Raw genomic sequence first — 21,319 nt, forward strand, 5'->3', positions numbered from 1 at the left:
GTCGCGTGGGGGTGTGTGTTCAGGTGTCGCGATTCACCCGTCGGGAATCTCTCGGCGATCGCAGGAATGACCGCGAGTGTGGGGCGTGCGTGTCGACGCCGTGGTCTTCATTGTGGGTGGTCCGCGGGGACTTCCCAGACCTCGACGGGAGGGTTCCTTCAGTGGAGCGGCAGAGAGATGCGAACGGGCATCGTCGACGGACCCGCCGCAGACCATGGAGATCCGCACGTGTCTCCCTCGCTGTGCTTCGTGGCCTTCGTCCGCCTGAAGAACCTGGCACAGAACCATTTTCGGAACGTGTCCGCCAGCTGTGCGGGTGACCCCTGCTGGAGCTTGCTCAAGGCACCCGCGGCGTGGCCATGATCTGAAGTACGAAGAACAGTTTGTCTCCACCGCCTGCGTGGTGTGCATGCGCTGCATGCATAGCGTGTTCAGCACGCACGCGTGGCAGGCTGCGCACCCCGTGCTCGAACAGTCCCGCATCGAGGGGCGTGCAGTGGTCGCGGACAGGGGTGAAATTCAGGGCCCGATTCACGCTTCCCCTTCGGGGTCACTCCCCCGGCCCTTCGGGCCTAGGGGGAGTGTACTTCTCAAAATTGCTTCGCGCCAACATATTTCAATCAACTGCTGGTCAGGGTCCTGTACGGAGGATCCCCGGATCATCCTGGCGCGACGCCTGTCACGGTGTCGTCCACACCGCTCTCGGCTATTCGAGCACCGGGTTCCGTGCCCCATGAAGCGAGGCGTTCGAGAGCCCTGCAGGGGTTCACGAACAGTGACGCAGGAAGACAAAAACCACCCGAGATGTACATCGTCATCGGGCCCGTGCCGTAGGGGGTCGAACAAGTCCTCACGCGGTGTATCAGCCATGCCGTCGCGCGGTCTTCGACCGGTAATGCGCAGCGCCACAACCAGAACCGTTTGCGGGTAGAGGCGATGGGTGTGTATCACTCCCCGGTATCACCGCTAGGGCATGTGATGCGCGCTCCAGCCATGCACCCGCGAAAGAAGTTATCCACAGGCGGGTTGAGATCGCTTCCCACGCTCTGTGACAGTGCACCCCACACACCCCCGCGACGACCGCCTCGGGGCTGGAAACGAGCGAGAGGAGTAGACGGTGAGCAGAAGCCAGCAGGACCCGCTCAAAGACTTTCTCGTCGACCTCTTCGGCTCCGACAAACCCCACGCGCGAACAAGCCAGGCGGGGGAGTCCGCCATCCGCCCGTACAGGGCATGGGCGCCTTTCGCCGTCATCGCAACAACACTCGCGTTTCTCGCGCCGCAGCTCCTCGAACTCATCGAACAATTCTCGAACCCACAGCTCGATCGCGCAGTCTCCGCAGTCCATCAATATCGATGGCCGCTCGTCGCCCTCACTCTCGGCCTGCTCGCCTGCGATATCGCACGGTTCCTCACCCACCGTCACCGCGCCGGACTCGACGCCCAAATCCGGCAAAGCACCCGCCACACACCGGTCAAAATCACCGTCGGATACCCGCCCGGCATCACCACCCTGCGCAACTCCACCATCACCCTGGCACGCGGCGCCATCATCCGTCCGAAAGAGCTCGACGAATTCACCACCGCAGTACGAGCTTCCGCGAGCAAGCGCACCAGCACATGGACCTACACCGTCGTCCACGACGCCCACCGTGACCGAATCCGCATCACCCGCACGCTGACTCAACCCGACCTCCGATCACCGCGGCACAAGGCGCTGGCGAACTCCCTCAAAGACGGACCGCTGAAAGAGCCTGCCGTGAGCGTCGCCGCGCTCGACGGCGACGTCGAAACTGCCTTCAAGATCACCTTCACACCCACCCTCTCCAGCGGTGCCCGCGGATTCCAGAAGAAGGTCGACGAAGCCCTCGCCGCCCTCGCCGGCGAGCACGAATCCGGCCGCACCTGGGCCACCGATTGGTTTCCGTCCGAGGGCTACCTGCTGATGAGCCTGCGCGCCCCACTACCGACCCGCGTCGATCACCCTCTCGAATTGGTCGACGAGAACCTGCGCCACCTGCCGTATGCGACGGCAGCATCGGAGGTGAACATGTTCTGGGACATCTCCACCAAGTCGAACAAACCTCACTGCCTGATCGTCGGCCCCACCGGCGGCGGCAAGACATCGGTGATCCGCACCCTGCTCACCGAAGCATCGCGACGAGGAATCCCGTTCCTGGGAGTCGACCCGAAAATGATCGAACTCGACGGACTCGAGGGCTACCCCGGGTGCGCCGCCATCGTCTACGATGCCGTCCGCTCCGCGATGCTCGTGCGTGCCCTGCACAGCGAAATGATGGCCCGCAACCACTACGTTCACGTGAAGAAGATCGAGCCGTCCCAACTTCCGCTGCTGATCGCTGTCCTCGACGAGTTCTTCATTCTTTCCGGTAAATGGCAGCGCCTCGCCAAAACCGGTGACGACGAAACCCGCGATCTCCTCAAAGAACTCGACCCACTGGGCGCGTGGGCCGATCTCGCTGTCCTCGCCCGCTCGGCTGGTATTCGGCTCCTGCTCGGTGTGCAACGACCCGACGCGTCCCTCTTCGGCGGCGCCTCGGGTAACGCGCGTGACAACTTCGGCACCCGTATCTCCCTCGGCAACCTCTCGCAGGACGGCGCGATGATGCTGTGGGGTGACTCGCAGATCGGCCGCGAGATCGACACCTCGGTCCCCGGCCGCGGAGTCGCCCTCGGCAACGATGGTGTGCCCGTCGATGCGCAGATGTGGTGGACACCGAACGTCGACCCGCACCCCAACAAATGGAATCAACTCTCGACCTCGGAGAAGAAGATCATCGACGGGCTACGGCCCCAGCAGGAACCGCACATCGCGTTCTACTCGACCGAACTGCGCCACTTCATCGAATCCGAACGCTCCGTCGCCGTCGCGGCCCGCGCCTACGGCCGAGCTCCCGAGCCCACCGTCCTCGGCCACCACGACGACACGCCCACTGCGGACGCAGGGGGTGACTTCGCCGACGCGATACCCGCCGCCGCGGTCACCGAAGGAATGACCGTCCTCGTCGACGACGGACACGGAAACGAACACCCCGCGACTGTCGCCGCGGTCACCGTCATCCGAGACAAAGACAGCGGCGCCGTCACCGAAACCACCCTGACCTTCCACGGCATCGGGCGGGTCAAGAACCACATCACCTACGGACCACACGAAGTCGTCCTCCTTCCCGAACCTGACACCACCGCACCCGCGACCTGACACCGCGGCCCCCGACTTCGATGACACACCTGCACAACACTCACCCGAAAGGTCCACCCATGAGCCGCCGCATCTCCCAATCGATCACCCCCACCGCCGACGACATCACCGTGCTGCGCAACCCCTTCGCAGCCCCCAAAGGCGGCGGCGACCCCGTCATCACCGAACTACGCCGCGTCCTCAAAAACGCCATCCCCACATGGCTGCCGAAACTCAGCGAAGACCAGGAACTGACCGCTCCGCGACTCGACGAAATCAAGAAAGCCGTCGCTACCCGCCGCCAGATCATCGAAGTACTCCCCGACGGCAAAGCCCGCGACGACGCCCTGGCAGCCCTCGACAAGGCCGACACCATCGTCCTCGAAATGGACACCGAACTCTCCGGCGTCGGAGCCTTCACCGGAACCACCGCGTGATGTCGACCCTTGCCATCGAAATCACCTCCGAGCGAACCGCACTCGTGAGCGGGGCAGGGGACGAGAAGGTGGAACTGTCCGCCGAGAACGGGCAGTCGATCCACGCGGTGATCGCACAGTTCAGCCGACAGCACTCCGCCGACGCAGGCTCACCCGTCGAGGTCACCGTGCAGGAAGCGGGCCGCTCCCGCCAACTCACCGTCGCACCGGACGGGAAGGTGGCGCAATCGCTGCCCACCGGCCCCATCCCCTCACCCTCCGAGACACCGCAGACGCGGCCGGATGACCTCGTGGACGAACCCGTCACAATGGCGGTGACGCCCCTCAGTGACTCACCGCCAGCCGGGGGAGTAGACGCCCATACTCGGCCAGTCCCCGCTGCGAGCACACCGACCTCGACATCCGTGCTCGCAGCACCCGAGATCGCGGCCGGCTCGCACGAACCCGCCCGCACCGGACTACGCGGCCGACTCAACACCATCCTCAAACTCCGGATCGCCCCGAAACCCGAGTCCACCGAAATGCGCCACCGCGCCGCCATCGCATCCATCACCGGCCCACTCCCGGGGTTTTCGATCGTGACCATCGCCAACCCGAAAGGCGGCGTCGGCAAAACCCCACTCGCGGTAGGGCTGAACGCGATCATCGCCGAACACCGCGGAGCCGCAACCACAGTCTGCGTCGACGTCGCCGACGTCGGCGGCAGCCTCGCCGACCGCGTCAGCATCCCACCCCGCGACGGAAATGACGTGCTCTCACTGATCGCCGCAGGCGCAGCCGAGCCCGGCAGCATCCGACCCTCGGCGCTCTCGCAGTACCTCACCCGCCAACCAAGCGGGGACGACATCGTCGCCGGAAACAACGGCGCCCACGGATCCAGTCTCAGTCACGACGACGCCCAATCGGCGGCGCAGATCTTGTCCCAGCACCGCGAGATCCTCATCGCCGACACCGGCAACAACCGCCTCGCCGGCAGCTGGCAGTGGGCAACCAGCCACGCGGACGTCCTCCTCGTGCCGGTACCGCTCCGCCGAGACGCCGCCGCAGCCGCGCACCGCATGCTCCTCGACCTCACCGCCACCGCAGGCCCGGCGATGATGGCTCGCACCATCGTCGTCATCACCGACGGACCCGGGGACGCACCGATGGTCGAAATCGACGCTGTCGACGCCTTTCTCGACGCCGGAGCCCATTCGGTCGCCCGGATGCCGTTCGAGCCACTCTTCGCCTCCGGCGAGCGTATCGCGCCCTCGAAGCTCCGGCGCAGCACCACCGAAGCACTGACCGTCGTTGCCTCGACCGTCATCGATCTCATCACCCACGCCGCTGGCTGACCTCGTATCAGCCCGGGGCCGCACACCAGACCCCCTCCCGGCACCCATCCGCACCCTCCTGAACGAAAGGCACCACATGAGCACCGACACCACCGCAGGAAACCGAGCCGCCCGCCGCGCAGACCAACACGGCCGACACCGCAGCCGCACCCTCGCCCGCCAGAGCGCCATCGCCGTCGTCGCAGCCGCAGCAGTGGCCGCAGGAATCACGCTCGCACCACCGGCAATCGCAGCGCCCGGGCAAGCCGGCATCACCGACGGAGGAGGACAAGCAGGCATCAACGACGGAGGAGGACAAGCAGGCATCAACGACGGCGGCGGACAGTCCGGCGTGACCACAGAACCCACCCCGCCGCCGGCCACAGAAGCTCCAGCCCCGACCGAGCCCATCTACTGGATCGACCCACCCGCGCAATACCAGAACATCGAGTACCAGCCGCTACCGAACTGGGACTACGACACCAACACCTACACACCACCCACCTACACCGACACCACCCCGACCGACTACACCCAGCTCCATCTCCCCGGCCCCGGCCCCGTCGACGTCGTCGCACCGATCATCGCCCCCCGCGACACCCTCCGCATCGGAACCTTCCACATCGCACAACCGAACTGGGTCTCCGACGTCGACCTCGAACGGACCAACAACACCACCGCCATCATCGAATCCGGAGTCGCCACCGGCTGGAACTCCTTCGGCGTCCCCGTCGACAAAGCCAGCCGCGACGCAGCCACCCAAGTAGGCGGTGCCGCCGCCGGAGCACTCGCCGGAGGAATCGGCCTCGCGACCCCGTTCGCCATCGGAGGAGCACTGATCGGAGGCACCGTCGGCGGAAACATCGGCCTCGGACTGGGCAACGTCTTCGTCCCCGGAATCGGCTGGGTAGCAGGCGGGCTCGCCGGAACCGCCGCCGGCGCCGGCGCGGGCGCACTCCTCGCCGGCGCACCCGCATTCGTTCTCGGCGGTCTAGGCGGAGGAATAGCAGGATTCACCGCCGCCGTCGCGTATGGCGCAGGTGAACTCGGCGATCCCGTCGAAATCGAGGTCCCCGACGTCGACCAACCCGCCGTGACCTCCCAGACCCAGGACACGCTCACCGAGTGGGAGAACTCCGGCCCGATCGGTGAGGCCGTAGCCACCACTGTCCGCGACACCGTCGCGGCTGCCCCTGCGATCGACCAGCAGGCCCGCGACTTCGTCGCAGCCCAGCCCGGAGGCGAGCAGATCATCGAACACGTCGACACCGCACTCACGGAATTCCTCACGAACGCGACCCCGGGCCTGGCGTCCTCGCTGATCAGCGACGCAGTCGGAGCGGGTATTCCGGCGTAAAGCTCGCATGATCAGAGCCGTTCAGGGCGGGTGGCAACGCGCCGCCCACCCTGAACTTGTCCATGCGCCACTGCAGAACCAGGCGCGAGCACCGAAAGGACGACAGCGATGACGAACACGAAAAGGCACCCCGCAGTGATCGACCTACTCGGCGGCACGCCCCACGGCGCAGGCGCAGGCGCGGACACGGCCACAACAGTCACCGCACCCAAGCCTCCGAAACCGCCGAAGCGGCCGCGCAAGAAGGATTCCCGATCGCCCCGCCTGCGCTACGTCGCTGCCCTGATTGTCGTGGTCGCGCTGCTCGGTTGGTTCTCCCCGCGTCTCCTCTCCAGCAATGACGAGAGCGCACAGGAAAGAATCGCCGACGAGACAGACACCACGGAAACGGCGCCCACCCTCGACGTCACCCCACCCGTTCTCGCTACGGCACCGACGACTGAAACCGACCCGACCGCATGCCGCACCGACCCCGGCGACCAGAAAAGCGGCCCCGGAGTCATCACGGCCTTCGAACACGCCTACTACGTCACCCGCTCCGGAACAGCCGTCCGTGAACTCACCACCCCCGACACCTCCCTGTCAGCGAAGGAGAAGATCCAAGCCGGAATCGACACCGTCCCAACAGGCACCACCCACTGCGTGCGCATCACACCGATCTCGACTGGTATCTACTCCGTCGCTCTCACCGAAATACGACCTGACAAAGCGCCGGGTCAGTTCTCGCAGACGATAACAACCAAGGACATCGACGGCCGTTGGTTCGTTGACAGCATCAGCTGACCCACGACAGCGACGGCATTCTTCGAGAGAGATGAATTCCCAACGAATGCTCTGTCAACCGAACCCGCCGCGCCGTAACTGTCGCGGTCGCCGCCGTTGGCGTTACTGCCGCACCGCATGGGGGAGTGATGACACGAGTGCAGTCGCCGGGTTGCCCGCCTCTACCAAGCGGAGCGATGGTCACCGATTCTGCCGACGATCGCCCGACCAGGCCGACATCAATTCCGCTGCCGACGTGCCTCTCGACTGGAAACTCTCTATTCGAGTAGGGCACTGCTACCTATCCTTCCACGTCGGCTGAACCTGACCAGGAAAGGGTGGATAACGCGAAAGAGCTTTCGAAAGTTGTTGTTCGGTGACGTGCGGGACCAGTGCAGATCAGAACCCTCGGCTTCGGTTTTCAGGGGGAATGGGGCCATGTAATCTTCAGTCATCTATCGGAATTTGAGTGGAAGTATCGATGGTTGGAACAATCGTCGAAAATGTCGTCATGAATCGACTGGCGATTCAAATCCCCGCCTTCTGTGGTGCAGCAGTGCGGCCTGAGAAAGGCGAATATGGCAGAGACTGGACTGGCGTTGCAGCGTGCCGTCGAGCAGGCCGTGCGTAGTGGAGAGCGAGAGTTGGATAGTCTCGATTCATTGGCTGACTCGCTTATCAGTCAGTTTGCCGCAGCGTCTGATCCTGCTTTGGCCGCTTCGGTTGGTGCAGGGCTGACGGTTGAGCTTGCTGAAGTGGCTGACGGTTTCGCAAGTAGCCTTCGAAATCACCTCACCGAGCAGCGCAAGGCTCTGTCGACGTTCAATGTCGCGTTCTTCGGCAGAACAGGTGCGGGCAAGAGTACGTTGCTTTCTGCGTTCGGTGGGCTTGACGGTGGTTACGTATCGCCTGGTGAAAGCGATTGGACCACAGATGTCACGGAAATCGCTTGGCATGGATGTCGACTCTGGGATACGCCGGGAATCAACGGCTGGGGTCGTACTCAGACGCGGGTTGACCTCGAGGAAACTGCACGGCGAGCTGTTGAAATTGCCGATGTAGTTCTGCTGTGCTTCGACAGCCAGAGCCAGCAGGCATCAGAGTTCACGAAAGTAGCTCAATGGGTGCGTGCATACGGAAAACCGGCAGTGGCCGTTCTGAATGTGCGTAATCTGCGGTGGCGTCACCCGGATAAAGTGGCCAGTCATGTTGCACGACAATCATTGTCTCGCGGGGTCGGTGAACATGTCGACAACATCCGGACTGAATTGTCCAAGATCGACCTTCCAAGTACGCCGGTCGTTGCTATCCAGAGTCGACGCGCCCTATTCGCTCGTGCGAGTACCCCGTTCAAGGGCCCTGCGGAAGCCAACTTCCTGTCGGATCGCGAAAAATTTGGCACCGAGTATTTGTCGCGTTGGTCCAACTTCGCTGTACTCGAAGAGTTGCTCGTTGCGTCGATAGTTGAAGGAGGGTCCGACCTTCGGCGGACGTCCTTGCGGGAGGGGTTGCGCGGGATGCTCGACGCAAAAGCCACTGCACTCGATCAACTAGGGCAGTCGATCGATCCGCGGATCGATGCTGCAGAACGTCGGATCGCGCAGCTTCTGGATGTGTTGGGGTACGTCGACGGTGACGAACGCACACGATATCTCGGCGGCGACAGCCCGGACCTGCTTTCTGCTCTGGAAGAGGCGCGGGGTCGGCCGTTCACAGCAAGCATCGAAGGTTCGCTGGATCGGCAGATGAATCGTCTGATCACCTTTCATCTGTCGGGGCTGCGTGAGGACTCCATCACGAGGGCCAAAAAACTTGTGGAAGCTGTTTTCGACGACGACAAACAGATCGGCCAGGAAACCTTTCAAGAGGCAGTCTTCACAATGTCTGCCATTCAGGCCGCGGTGGAGAGCATGTGGAAGTCCAAGACTTCGTTCCTCTTGCGGGAACTGCAACTGGCCAGGGCCGATGAGGCGCCCGATATCACCGGGACTTCAACCGACTCGGCGAACCTGGATGGCACAGGGGGTGCGCTGACGTCGAATCTTGCGCGGTCGATGCAAGCTGCCGGCATGGTCGCCAGCGCCGCTTCGGGCGCCCTACTCCTACCCGCTGCGGCCAATTTTTGGAACCCTGGGGGGTGGGCGGGCATAACCGCATCCGTCAGTCTCGGGGCAGTGTCCTTTGTCAGCCGTTTTGCCGGAGATCGTATCGCAGCCAGTACTGAAAAGCAGGGCGCAGCAGCCAAATCAAAGGCAATCAGTGAATCTTTAGCCGCAGTTCATCAAACTTATGATCGAATCGAGCAAAGCTTGCTGGTCCAGGGCCGCGTCCTGTCCTGGCAGGTGGCTAAACCAATTTTGACGGAGTTACTCACGGAATCGCTGTCTTTCCGTGGCGGCAAGGCCGCTACGGGAGAGCTGCTTGTGAATCTTCGTGAAGTATCGGCGTCCTTGCCCGTAACGGTAGGCGTTCAAACGGTGATGACGCGCGCGCAAGACCGTGTTATTGCTGATCGGTTGGCACTCATGCTGCAGGACAACGGTTCTGAAGGCCCTGACGTCGAAAGATCAGCGTGTGGTCGCAAGGTCTGGTTAGGTGAGGATTGGTTCGAATACGACAGCGGAAACGTCGACGAGATTCCGTCGGAAGCCTCGCGTCTGCCTGTGTTCGTCGAGCAGGAGAATACTGATCGCGCGGATCTAGTTCAGGCATTGACGCATGCCTGGCGCATACCGTCGAATGACTCTGTTGCCGAGTTGATTCGGGAGATCGAAGCCGCTGCCCGCCCTGATGCTCAGGTTGTCAAACCTATGTCGGCGCAGATGGTCACAAAACCGACAGTTGTGGTGCTCGGAGACTACAGTTCCGGCAAGTCGAGCTTGATCAAACGTCTTCTCGTGGAGATGAGCGGTAAAGTGCCTGAGAATCTACACGTGAGAGGTAGCGCGACAACAAGTTCGGTTCAGCGCTACAACCTCGGACATGTGCAACTACTCGATACTCCCGGGTTCCAGAGCGGTAATCATGACCACGACGCACTAGCCCTTGCGTCGGCCGGCGACGCCTCGCTGATTCTTGTCGTGCTGCACGTCAACCTCCTTATCGGGGATATGGCCCTGCTTCAGGACATCGTCCAAGGGACGCGAAATACCATCGCCAAGAACAGCCGAACAATCTATCTGATCAATCGGTCCGACGAGTTGGGCGTAGACCCTACCGCTGCACCCGACGACTTCCTGCTGCTGAAACGACGTAAGGAATCGGAACTCATTGCGGCGTTGGCCTCGCGTGGCATCGAGGTCGATCCGACTCATGTGCACACGCTCTCCGGCGACCCGTTCGGAGAAGTAGGCGCGCGCGTGGATGTCAGTCGCGCAGACTATGCCCACCACCGTGATTGGGATGGTGTTGCTCCACTTGTTCGGATGCTCGATTCGTTCTCGGCCAAGTTGGGGCGTGCGGGGGTTGCCGGCGCTCAGCTTGATACAGCATTGAATGCAATGTTGGACGAACGCAGTCGAATTGAACAGAAGATTATCGACCTCGAATCCGAAACAACGGCTCGCGCTTCGGTACAGCAGTCGATCAAGAACAGCGTGCAGGATTCCGAACTCTTGGAAGCGTCGGTGAGGGAGCGGGCGCGTCGCATCGTTGCTCCGCATGCGAATGCAGCCAGGGCGAAAATACAAGCGGCAGGACCGGACGAGATCGACAATCTTGCTGCCACGATCAATTCGTGGAAGTCCAGCAGTGAACTCGACTCCGATATCGAACGATTCTGGATCAAGGCGCAGGCAGAGATTGAAGACTGGTTCCGAATTCATGCCTCGACTATTGGCCGTGAGATGGCATCTGTTGATTTTGTCTCAGGGTTACGCCTCGACGACGGCGTCGACGGAGCGCTCCTGCCGGCACTGGATGGAGCCGAGCTCGCGGCCGACATAGCCAAGGGGGGCGCGAAAATCGCGAAGGCACTGGGCAACCGCGATGTCATCTATGCAATCGGCAAGGGCCTTGGCCACAACTTCAAGCCCTGGGAGGCTGTGAAAACCGCGGGTAAGGTCGCCAAGGCTGCGCCGATCCTGGCTGCAGTAGGTGTGGCAATGGACGCGGCCGCGATGATCAAGGGTGAAGTTGCTCAGAAAAACAGGGAGTCAAAGCGTCGGGAATGGGATGCAGACATCGCGGAGGCGGCAGACGACCACGTCATGTTGATATTGAACGGGGCGGCAGAGGACGGGTTGATACCGGTCCTTCATGGATGCACACGTTCACTGGCTGATTACGGCGAACTCCTCGAGGCCGAGCAGACGATAACGGACGCTGAGAGAGCCGCGTTGACGGCATCACATTCTGAGATCGAACAGTTGCTTGCCCGAACTGAAAATTTGCGCCAACACGAACGGAGAGCGTGAGTGAACGAAATCGACATCCCGAAGGTCAAAGAATGGCTAGCCAACTTGCCAGGAGGGTCACTCGCAGACGGCTACCTCAAGGGCTGGCAGCAGTTCGCATCGACAGAGCTGCCCGTCATTACGGTATTCGGCTCGTACGACACGGGAAAAAGCTCGTTGATCCGGCGGCTGCTGGTCGATGATGATGTGCCGGTACCGGATTGGCTGACAATCAGCGCCCGGCATGAAACGTTTGGCGTGAACAGTGTTGAATTTGCCGGCGCGCTACTACGTGATACCCCAGGGTTGGCAGTCGGGGCGGACGACGTCCGCGGCAAACTGAACACCGAACTTGCACGCGAGGCCATCAGCACAACTGATATCGCGATCGTCACCGTCACACCACAATTGGCAACCGGTGAATACGAGTTTCTACGGCAGATCGTGGAAAACGGGTGGACTCCGGAGAATCTGTGGTTTGTCATCTCCCGATTCGACGAAGCCGGTGTCGACCCGGACGGCGATCTTGACGGATATCGACAACTGGCGGCACGAAAAACGTCAGAATTGGTGAATTCACTGAAACTTTCGTCAGCGTATCCAGTACATGTCGTATCGCAGGACTTTGCTCAGATGGCTGGGGGAGCAAGAGATGTTGAGGCAGACACGTGGGACGACTCGCGTGAGTGGGACGGTATGGACGGCTTCGGAGCGGCGATCAAGAATGTCACGTCGGGTGATGTGGCTTCCCTTCGGGCTTCGACTGAGCAGCGGTATTGGCGGCACGCTGTCCTACTCACAGTGGACGAACTGAAAGACCAGCTTGCAGCGTGTGAACCGCTGCTCGTTCAGGCTGATATCGCGTCCGCTCGCCGCGAGCAGTGGAAGCGTTTACTCGACGATGTCGACCATGATGCGAGGGCCGATTTGCGGGGGACACTGGGCCAGGCTGTCCGTTTGGCGGTTGCAGGTGGGGAACACAACTCCGCGAATGTCGCAAAAGACTTGCAGTCGGCGCTCACTGATTGGTTCAGGAAGCATGAGCGAGAACTTGATCGGCTGCTCCAGGATGTGGTGAGAACCGATGAGCGGCAACGACAAGAGCCGTCGTGGAAGAACTTGGAAGAACTCACAGCACTCGCTGTGGACATCAACGAGGTACCGGAGGTACGAATTGAAACGCTAGCCCCGTATGTCAGCAAGTTCGGGCCATTGCTTATCGAGGGTCTCCGCGAGTTCGAAAGGAGCCAAGCGGGCGGTTCACTGAAGAAGAGTCAGGCGCGAGCTGTCGCCGCGAAGGCGGTCGACAACGTCGGGACTTTCGGCAAGGGGTTAGCTTTAGCCTCCGAATTGCTGCCGCTCGCCGTCGAGATTGTCGAGGCGATCGATGGTTTGCGAGCTCAACAAGCCGTGGCAGTTCAAGAACGTCGAGCACTCAACAGTCAAACTGACAAACTGGCTGAGGAAGTGAGCGCACTAGCTCTTGATTCATGGGCGGAAATACTTGCAAAGACACGCAACGAAATCGATCAGACGGCAGCACAAGCAGCGCTTTCGGACACCCTGCATGATTCGGTCGAGAAGTTGCGTGCTGCGATCGCGGAGGTCGTTGGGATTCTGAATCTCTGAAAAGAAGCCTGATGACCCTCGATGGGACGGGCTGGCGCTGTCCCTGGATGATGTCCTGATCTACACGGTGTGGTGGGTGCCGAGGGTTGTCACCGAACAGTCCACTGTGGTCCCTGCGGCGGTCGATGTCTTGGCAGGGCAGTAGATCGACGAAATATCTTTGGCACCATAGTTTTTCGATTCCGCGTGCACGAGTAACCTGGCGGCGGACTTGCCGCTGGCGCAGATCGTCCCCCGAGCCTGACGCGCCAAGGCGGCGGAACAGCGGGGCGAGTGCCGAACTGCTGTGCAAGCAATTGGACCGCGCCGCCGCCGACAGCATCTGTTGGTCAGGTGCTGCAAATCGAAGACAGGTGCTTCTGTGTCAGTATCGGCATCAGTTTCGCGTAGGTCAGCCTGCAGAATGAGACTACTGAGAGCCGATTCGGCACTGCTCGAATGCTGAATCGAATAGCCAAATAGTTTGGGGAGGACCCGAAAAATTTCCTCTCCAAACTATTTGGCATCAGGGCACTGCATCGCGCAACGTCCAGCATTGACGTGGTGGCGTCAGTTCGAGCAGTGACGTGCCGCTAGGTCGAAGATTGCCTGCGACTGTTCGGCAGTGGGGTTGATGCTCTGGTATGCCGCTCGCTTGCCGACGTTGGAGACGATGATGTGAGGTTCTTTGTCGATGCTGATCTCTTGGCAGGTGTTTTCGAGTAGGTTCTTGATCGGGTTATCTTTGCGGCCCAGTGCGAACTCGGGGAACTGGGCGCGAAATGCGGTGACGAATGCGGCGCTGTCGGCCGCCGACGGCTCATTGTTGATCGCGGGCGAGGGCGCGGGAGCGGCAGCGGGGGATGTCGTCGACGTGGCTGCGACTGCAGGTGCGGTCGTCGTGGCGGCCGCGGTCGATGTTGTGGTCGACTTCTGTTGGGAGGTCTCCTTGTCGCCGCTGCATCCAGTCAGGGCGACGGCGGCGACAATGGCAAGCGGGAAGGCAATACGGATGAGTTTCACAGATGACTATGTTAAACGCTGTGTATGATCCAAGATTTCGGGTGCTGGGCGATACTCGTCTGAGGCTGTGAGTGTATAAAGGTGCTGGTCTGACAAAGTTCGCCGAGGTATCTGTCGTCCGTGCAATGTATCGCCAGTGCCCGATTCGGAATTAGTTGTGAGACAACATTGATACGAAGTTCCTTTCAATGTGCGTCGAGCAACCCAATGGTGTGGAGTCCGCTCACGGATGACTCGGGAATATACGGTTCGCCACTCCCGAACAGTAGAGCGCACGTTCCTATCGAACGTGATCACAGAGAATTTTGTGTTTAGGCGCGCGCTGGATGATCTGGCGCAGAGTCGCGGATAGTCGCTGGACCCATGGCATCAAGATAGGCGGAGGGAGCTGGTAGCGGCGGATAGCCTACCCGCGTGAATTATCGGTTCGCCGTTAATCTGTCGGTGCAGTCTGCAAAGGTAGTTCCATCCGCCACACGGTCGTTAGTCGAACATTGGCTGGCCTTGGCGGTTTTCAGTGCGGACATGATTCGCTGACGATAGGACGGATATGGGTCGATTCAAAGAAGACGTATCGCGGCAGGTCATCGATGAGACGGTCGAGTTGTGGCGGACGAAGTGCCTCATCGCAGACGGTTCAGTGACTCAGTCTGAGGAAACCGCGATATGGACGTCCGGCATCGCGGCGGATTTGGCGACACGGTTCACCGAGAATCCGATTGTTGGTTCAGACGGGGGAGGGACGTTCGCCAGTAAGTTCGAGGTCCAGCTCAAGGGAGCTTCGCCGGAACTGAGACTGTTCGCAGCCGAATTGCTTCTGGTCCACTTCCTTTTCACCAGTTCAGTGAGTCGCCGAGGCAAAGTCGACGTCATCGAAAAGACGTTGGCGGATTCCGGATACACCCTCGATGTGGACTCTGTGCCGTACCTCGCAATGTCTTCGGTGATTGGACACCCCGGTATCGGGTTCAATACGCGGCGTGATCTCCAGCTCGGATTTCTTATCGACTTCGTGATCCGGTTGAAGAAGCTCTCGGTGGAGGATCGCACAGAACTGCTCTCCGATCCTTGGGCCCTCGAAGATTTCGTGAGAGAGGCGCCAAGCCAGAATCAGCGGGAGATGATGCACATCCTGCTGCACCTTCTCCATCCCGATTCGTTCGAGCGAATCGCTTCTGGTACCCACAAACGCGAGATCGCGGACGCGTTCTCCCAGCTTCTCGATGGGGAAGTGCCTGACGACTGGTCGACAGATCGCAAACTACTCGCGATCCGCACCGCCTTGGAGGACGATTTCCTCGTCGGAGGGAACATCGACGGCAGCATCGATTTCTACCATCCTCCGCTGCAAGGGGTTTGGCAATCCCGAACAGGCGGCGAAGGCGAGGGAACCAGCGACATCGAGTCCCTCGAATGGAAGAAGCAACTTATCCTGTACGGCCCTCCCGGTACCAGTAAAACTTTCACTGCGCGTGAGCTCTCGAAGACACTGATCCTGAGGGAAGCGCTCCGAAGCTGGGGGCCTCGAAAGTTCTTCGACAACAAAGACTTACTCGATCGCCTTGTCATTGATCACGTCGAGTGGGTTCAACTCCATCCGGGATACGGCTACGCCGAGTTCATTCGCGGCCTCCGATTGGAGAAGGAGGAGACTCGCTACCAGCCAGGACTTCTGCCGAATCTCATTGAAAGGATAGTGAGCCAGGATCTGCCCGATGGGCTGACTCCGCTCCCATTCGTGCTCGTTCTCGACGAGATCAACAGGACGGACCTGTCCGCAATGCTCGGTGAGGCGTTCTCTCTCCTCGAACGGGACAAGAGAGATTTCTCTGTCACCTTGCCTGGCATCAACAATGGTGAGGGGCCCACCACTTTGGCGATGCCCAGCAATCTGTACATCATCGGCACCATGAACGAGATCGACCAATCCGTCGAAACCCTCGATTTCGCTTTGCGCCGCCGATTCCTGTGGAGGGAGTGCCCCTTCGAGCGCGACACACTACTCGAGATCGTCCGGCACAGATGGGAAGAAGATGTGCCGGCGCGGTATTCGATCGAACACGCGATGGGGCAGATCGAGATCTTCGCCGACCGGGCACAAGAACTCAACGATGCGATCTTCCACATGGACGAACTCGGACGTGCGTACCAGATCGGGCATACATACTTCGCGGACATCACGTTCTTCCTCGAACGGTGGCTCAGCACTGGCCGCTCCCGCCCACAATCGGGCACATATCTGTGGTCCCCGGCCGGTCATGTGAGGGCGCCACTGAAAGATCTCTGGGACCGTTCGTTGAAACCACTTCTCGAACAATATCTTTCAGGAACCGATGATCGGGAGAGTTCATTGTCGGCGCTGGAATCAACGTTCCTGAAACGATGACCCGCCGAATTGTCTTCCAGGACCTCGGTGGCCAGGTTCCCGGCACCGGGAGATTGAGGAATGACGACGACAAGTGGCTCGCAGCTTTGGTCGCAGAACTTGATGCTTCCACGCTGGTGGTCCCGATGAAGTCCTCCTTCGCAAAGCATGACGATCAGGCCGAACCTGTACTGACTCGCCAAACGGACGGGACATGGCGGGCGGGCCGCTATATCGGGGAAATCCGTCGCGGTGACCGGATCTTGGAGATCCGTCCACGTCTCGGTTTCCCCGTCATCTCAGCCTGGGCAAGTGCGGCACTGAACCTGAAAATCGTTCCGCGCGCTGCAGGTAAGAACGGGGTCTCGTTCCTGATCGCTGAACTGCAAGCCGCAGCGTGGCGCCGCGCGCTGGTGGATGCGTCAAGGCACGGAATGCCGGCAATCCGCACCACCCGCCGCCATGAGGGGCCGACCGTACGGGGTCGACTCGATGTGGTGGGAACATTGCCGCTGCGCATGAAGCGAAGCCCCAACCTGGCCTCGATCACCCAACCCAAGGTCGTCGACAATCCCGTGACCCGGGCGATCGTGTTGGCCGACAGGGTGCTGAACGCTCGCATCCAGCGTGCCGGGTGGCGAGGCGCACGCATTGAGGAATTGATTCCGCACTTTCGTGCCGAGACAGGTCCGCGTCCCGTTCTGCCGTCCAGGCGGGAACTGCGCTCGGTTCGGTACACCCCGATAACGCTGCCGTACAAAGCAGTTGCAGATCTGTCGTGGATGATCGCGAAGAACAGGGGACCGCACGGAGACAGCTCGGCAGATAGTCACGATGGTGTTCTGCTCGACGTAGCGGAACTCTGGGAGCTGTTCCTGCTGCACTGTATTCGCGGCGCAGTGCAAGGGCACCACGTCACACACGGAACAACGGCAGAGACATCGAGTCATCTGCTTCATTCCGCAAGCGGAGCGCGCCCGATGGGGCGGCTGTTGCCGGACTTCATCGTCGGTGACCTCTCCCAACCTGACGCGATCATCGATGCCAAGTACAAGCGGCTTACCGACCCATTCCCGGTGAATCGTGAAGACTTGTATCAGCTCACCAGCTATCTGGCTTCCTATTCTGGTGGAGTGGTCCGGCCGCGAGGGATCCTCGCCTATCCACTACTTCCCGAATCTGCAATGTCGAGCGCCGAGGCTGGTGGACCGTGGAGTTTGCAGTGGGATGCGGGAGGCACGGCAGAGTTCCTACGTTTACCGATCGACGAAATTGCCTGTGTCGCACGATTTACAGAAATACTGGCAGCTGGCGTGCGCACTGATATCCGACAATCCCGTCGGTAGGGGTGCGCCGCAGCGTTCGCTAGGGTCATAGTTCCCATCTCAGGTGCGTGAAATCATGAGGCGGTCAACAGCTATGCAGCCGGAGCCGGAATGGCGCAGAGTCCGAGATCCGCTGGCCGGAACGCAGCTATCCGGAAGTGCGGCGCGTGAAGGCGCGTGAAACAGTAGATCAATCGAGGCCAGATTGCGGCTGACACGGACCGTAATCGTGAACACTGCACAATTGTGGCGCGCAGGAGGAGGACGTAGATGACTTTGGTGGCACTGCAGCCGGCGACCCCGAACACAAAGGAGGCCGTCAAGCACTACCTCAAGACGGTGGTGAATCCGATCAACCTCTCGGCCTACAGCTCGCATATCCCGGCTGAGCAGATGGCGATACTCCAGAAGCTGTACCCCGCCGGCGAAGCGAGGCTCTGGGGGGTGAGCCCCGGGGAAAGCCAGCGTAAGTTTAATCGTTGGAATCAGCTGTCGCCCGGCGCGAAAGTCCTCTTCTATACCGGCGGGCCGAACAAATCGTTCACTGCGTTGGCTACGATCACCTACACCGTCGAGAACGGAGATCTCGCAGGCGCACTGTGGTCCCTCGACAATGGGGAACCATTCAAGTACCTGTACTTCATCGACGACATCCGGGCTATCAACGTGCCGTACCAGGAACTGATCCCCTTCATCCGAACCAAGCCCGACTGGAGGAACACCAGCCAACGCGCCTTCGACGTCCTTACCGAACAGCAGAGCGCTGGACTGCTCGACTACCTAGGAGTCGAGGACGAAGAACGTACTCCTGCGATCGACCAAGCCGGCTATACGGCGGCGGTCCACGCGGGCATCGCTGCAACAGACCGCGCCTACACCGCAGTATTCCGGCAAGAGCAGAAGTACCTCCGCGCATCATTGATCCCCGGCGACACCGGGACCTGCGATATGTGCGGTCGTGAGTTCGCCCGCGAATTCCTCCGAGCCGCCCACATCAAGAAACGCTCAGCCTGTACCGAGGCCGAACGCCTAGACGTAGACAGCATCGCGATGATCGCGTGCGTCTTCGGCTGCGACGCTCTCTACGAATCCGGAGACCTCGGAGTCAATGCCAACGGCCACATCGTGATCAGTCCCACCACGCGGGCGGGCGGCCCGGAAGAAGACTATGTACGAATGCTGATCAAGGGTCGACGCTGCGAAAAATGGTTGTCGCGCAAAGGGAGCCGTCTCTACTTCGACTGGCACTGGCGGACGACCTACAAGAACAAGTTGAGCATCGTTGGTGCTTGACACTCGAAACGTGAATAACGTTGGTGCGGGATAGGTGGCGGATCAGACCGATCAAGCTCGGCCTGATTCTGAAGTGAATACTCTTCAACCATAGGCACTTTCAGATTTGATTGCGGTAGCGGCCAGCTGCTTTGTGCCTTGGATTGAGATGCAAAGGAGCTGGTGCTGTGCTGGGTAGATGGGGTCGACAATGTTCGGAGTGTGTCAATGATGTGGTTGATGCTTCGTTGAACGCATCGTCGTCGTCATGCATAGTTCTGTAAACGTTGTAAAGTGTTGCCAAATAACGAAATTCGTTCAGTATGTACCCCAATTACTCGTTGATCGAAGTGTGCGGAAGTCTCGATCATCTAGGAACCGAACAGTGAAGCCAACGAACCAGCAGACGCACTTGAGTTGTCGGTCGGTAGTTCCTGTTGTTTGGGTTCTAGAAGTGTCCAGGTTCCACAATTCGACGAGCGGAAGTACCAGATATTCTCATCGGTAGTGTCCACGATAATTCGATCTTGCCGGACCGAATGTTGCTCTACAATATTGTCTTTGGTACCCATCGGGTAGGTCATAGTCTCCCATTGACAGACGCTGTTCACATCAGGTCGCCCGGAGGATGCATATACGCCTCGCGGCCCTCTGTTCATCGAAAAGTTGTATGTCTCAATCGAATCTGCGGGCAACACCACGGCAGGATTGGGGACCATTCCCGCGCCGACCGATGATGGGATCGTGGGCTGAGGTGGATCAACCAAGATCCAGACACCACAGTTCGTAGACGACATCGCCGCGTCCCCCACAGTCAAGTTGACCACATGACTGTCTCGATACGAACTGTGCGACTCCACAAGTCCGGCATCGTCATAACGACTCCAGGTGCAACGCTCATCTTTGTCCGGTCGTTCAGTCGCGACATATTGCCCACCAGGAAAGTCCGGGTGCACAAAGTAGAAGTGACCCTCGAACGTGAGCAGCGGCTCCCACGGATCGGGTTCCCCACCGCCGCAATCGACAACCGGCGCAGGGCATGGCATTCCGGGTTCCAGGATCTGGTTATCGGCAAATGCGCTGGTCGGCATTCCCAACGCCACGACTGCGACCGCAAACACTGCACCGACCGTACCCACCGCGGAACGCTTCACAGTCATCTCCTCAATCCTTCGATATCAACGACTAATTGCGACTCGCACCAGCGATGCACACGAAGTATTCACTCGTCGACGGAAAGGCCACCTTATAGGGTATTTCCCGTCCGTCGCCGCCATCGATAATCCCATGCCTGATGTGTCGCGCCAAGGCATAACGAACGGTGAGATCGGTGCCCCATTCGATCGCCACCAGATAGTGGATCCACCGCTGCCGTCTTCGAAGTCCAAGATCTCGATGTATCCGAAGGTCGCGGACGCATGATCGGACCGGCCCCGCCGCTTCTGACGACTCAAGGGGTGGACCTGCATCGAGGACTAGCAAGACTCTCGATGTCGCCATGCTGCGCTTCCGAGCTCTATCGACCGGCCGTTGTGGTGTCGTCACGACCTCTGCCCAGTTGTTTCTCGGATATCTTCCGTGCGCGATCTGTCACGTACAGCCACCAGAAAAGCGGTGAGCCGAGAAGACACATGGTCAGCGCGGCTACGCCGTCCGCGCTTGTCTGTCCCGCCTGTGGCGAAATGACGCTCGAGATACTCGAGAAAATTCCGACCGTGAAGACGACTGCTCCGATGATGCGCCAGTGCGTTTTCAAGAACGGCCACGCCACCCGGGGCCAAAATCCCTGGTTCGGGTTCGACGCTGGTGCTGCAATGTAGGGCGGCTCGTTCCGGGGAGCCTGTCCGACGACGCTGTGGTGTCCGCCATGCAGGATTCGGGTAGCGTGCTGATTCTTCGGCACGAGCGTCCCCGTCGGTTCGTAGACGAACAGGGCAATCTGTGAGTGATCGGCGTATTCGACTGCGTGCTGCGAATAGCCCGATGCAGCGAAGAACAGCAACTGCTTCGAGAAGTCGGAGCCACGGGCTCCGAACAGCGCTTGGAGTTCGGGGCGACCGACCATGCCTCCTCGCCATTTCACCTGAGCCAGGGCAGCCGATGAGCGGACGTCGATTCCGCCGTCGGCGCCGCCCGCGGTTACTCGGGCGTCGGTGAATCCGAGCTTACGCATCCGTAGGGCCGCGTTCGCTTCAGCCTCTTGCGGTGTCGTTATGTACTGCACGGCTACTTCTCCAAGAAAGTTGAGGTTACGTGGATGAACT

Annotated in this window: 14 protein-coding genes; 10 read left to right on the forward strand and 4 right to left on the reverse strand. The window is 60.3% G+C overall.

Features of this window, described 5'->3' with window-relative positions; all coding sequences use genetic code 11:
• Window positions 1–1,117 precede the first annotated feature (1,117 nt).
• The 7 genes from ACVZUB_RS32575 to ACVZUB_RS32605 all read left to right on the forward strand — a co-directional run bounded on the left by ACVZUB_RS32575 (window position 1,118) and on the right by ACVZUB_RS32605 (window position 13,091).
• Window positions 1,118–3,220 (forward strand): FtsK/SpoIIIE domain-containing protein, encoded by a 2,103-nt coding sequence (locus ACVZUB_RS32575; RefSeq protein ID WP_482628645.1) that lies wholly within the window; start codon window positions 1,118–1,120, stop codon window positions 3,218–3,220.
• 59 nt (window positions 3,221–3,279) lie between these two features.
• Window positions 3,280–3,636 carry a hypothetical protein gene (locus tag ACVZUB_RS32580; protein ID WP_024487971.1) on the forward strand — a complete coding sequence of 119 codons (357 nt, stop codon included), beginning with the start codon at window positions 3,280–3,282 and terminating at the stop codon, window positions 3,634–3,636.
• Complete coding sequence (locus tag ACVZUB_RS32585) at window positions 3,636–4,970, forward strand: CpaE/TadZ family protein (protein WP_482628965.1); 1,335 nt, start codon at window positions 3,636–3,638, stop codon at window positions 4,968–4,970. Before ACVZUB_RS32580 ends, ACVZUB_RS32585 begins: the two co-directional genes overlap by 1 nt.
• A gap of 76 nt (window positions 4,971–5,046) precedes the next feature.
• A complete protein-coding gene (locus tag ACVZUB_RS32590) occupies window positions 5,047–6,306 on the forward strand; it encodes an insoluble domain protein (RefSeq protein ID WP_482628646.1) in 1,260 nt (419 codons plus the stop codon).
• Window positions 6,307–6,414: 108 nt separating this feature from the next.
• The gene (locus ACVZUB_RS32595) at window positions 6,415–7,089 is read left to right on the forward strand and encodes a DUF8176 domain-containing protein (RefSeq protein WP_482628647.1); all 675 of its coding nucleotides are present in this window, start codon (window positions 6,415–6,417) and stop codon (window positions 7,087–7,089) included.
• A 557-nt stretch (window positions 7,090–7,646) separates the two neighbouring features.
• Entirely contained in the window at window positions 7,647–11,483 is a 3,837-nt protein-coding gene (locus ACVZUB_RS32600) for a GTPase (protein WP_482628648.1), read from the forward strand.
• Window positions 11,484–13,091 (forward strand): GTPase domain-containing protein, encoded by a 1,608-nt coding sequence (locus tag ACVZUB_RS32605; RefSeq protein ID WP_482628649.1) that lies wholly within the window; start codon window positions 11,484–11,486, stop codon window positions 13,089–13,091.
• Window positions 13,092–13,151: 60 nt separating this feature from the next.
• Here the strand turns inward: ACVZUB_RS32605 and ACVZUB_RS32610 are convergent, their stop codons facing one another.
• Together ACVZUB_RS32610 and ACVZUB_RS32615 are read right to left on the reverse strand one after the other, a co-directional pair.
• Complete coding sequence (locus ACVZUB_RS32610; RefSeq protein WP_482628650.1) at window positions 13,152–13,283, reverse strand: DUF4333 domain-containing protein; 132 nt, start codon at window positions 13,281–13,283, stop codon at window positions 13,152–13,154.
• A 357-nt stretch (window positions 13,284–13,640) separates the two neighbouring features.
• Window positions 13,641–14,093, reverse strand: coding sequence for a hypothetical protein (locus tag ACVZUB_RS32615; protein WP_482628651.1), 453 nt, complete (start codon window positions 14,091–14,093; stop codon window positions 13,641–13,643).
• A gap of 550 nt (window positions 14,094–14,643) precedes the next feature.
• Here ACVZUB_RS32615 and ACVZUB_RS32620 point away from each other — a divergent pair.
• From ACVZUB_RS32620 to ACVZUB_RS32630, 3 genes are all read left to right on the forward strand, one after another.
• Window positions 14,644–16,479, forward strand: coding sequence for an AAA family ATPase (locus ACVZUB_RS32620; RefSeq protein ID WP_482628652.1), 1,836 nt, complete (start codon window positions 14,644–14,646; stop codon window positions 16,477–16,479).
• Window positions 16,476–17,804, forward strand: coding sequence for a 5-methylcytosine restriction system specificity protein McrC (locus ACVZUB_RS32625; protein WP_482628653.1), 1,329 nt, complete (start codon window positions 16,476–16,478; stop codon window positions 17,802–17,804). Before ACVZUB_RS32620 ends, ACVZUB_RS32625 begins: the two co-directional genes overlap by 4 nt.
• 249 nt (window positions 17,805–18,053) lie before the next feature.
• Window positions 18,054–19,076 carry a hypothetical protein gene (locus ACVZUB_RS32630; RefSeq protein WP_482628654.1) on the forward strand — a complete coding sequence of 341 codons (1,023 nt, stop codon included), beginning with the start codon at window positions 18,054–18,056 and terminating at the stop codon, window positions 19,074–19,076.
• A gap of 350 nt (window positions 19,077–19,426) precedes the next feature.
• Here the strand turns inward: ACVZUB_RS32630 and ACVZUB_RS32635 are convergent, their stop codons facing one another.
• A complete protein-coding gene (locus ACVZUB_RS32635; protein ID WP_482628655.1) occupies window positions 19,427–20,215 on the reverse strand; it encodes an Rv1352/Rv1906c domain-containing protein in 789 nt (262 codons plus the stop codon).
• Between the two features lie 356 nt (window positions 20,216–20,571).
• The gene (locus ACVZUB_RS32640; RefSeq protein ID WP_482628656.1) at window positions 20,572–21,279 is read right to left on the reverse strand and encodes a restriction endonuclease; all 708 of its coding nucleotides are present in this window, start codon (window positions 21,277–21,279) and stop codon (window positions 20,572–20,574) included.
• Between the last annotated feature and the right edge of the window lie 40 nt (window positions 21,280–21,319).

The organism is Rhodococcus sp. OS5, from assembly GCF_056837585.1.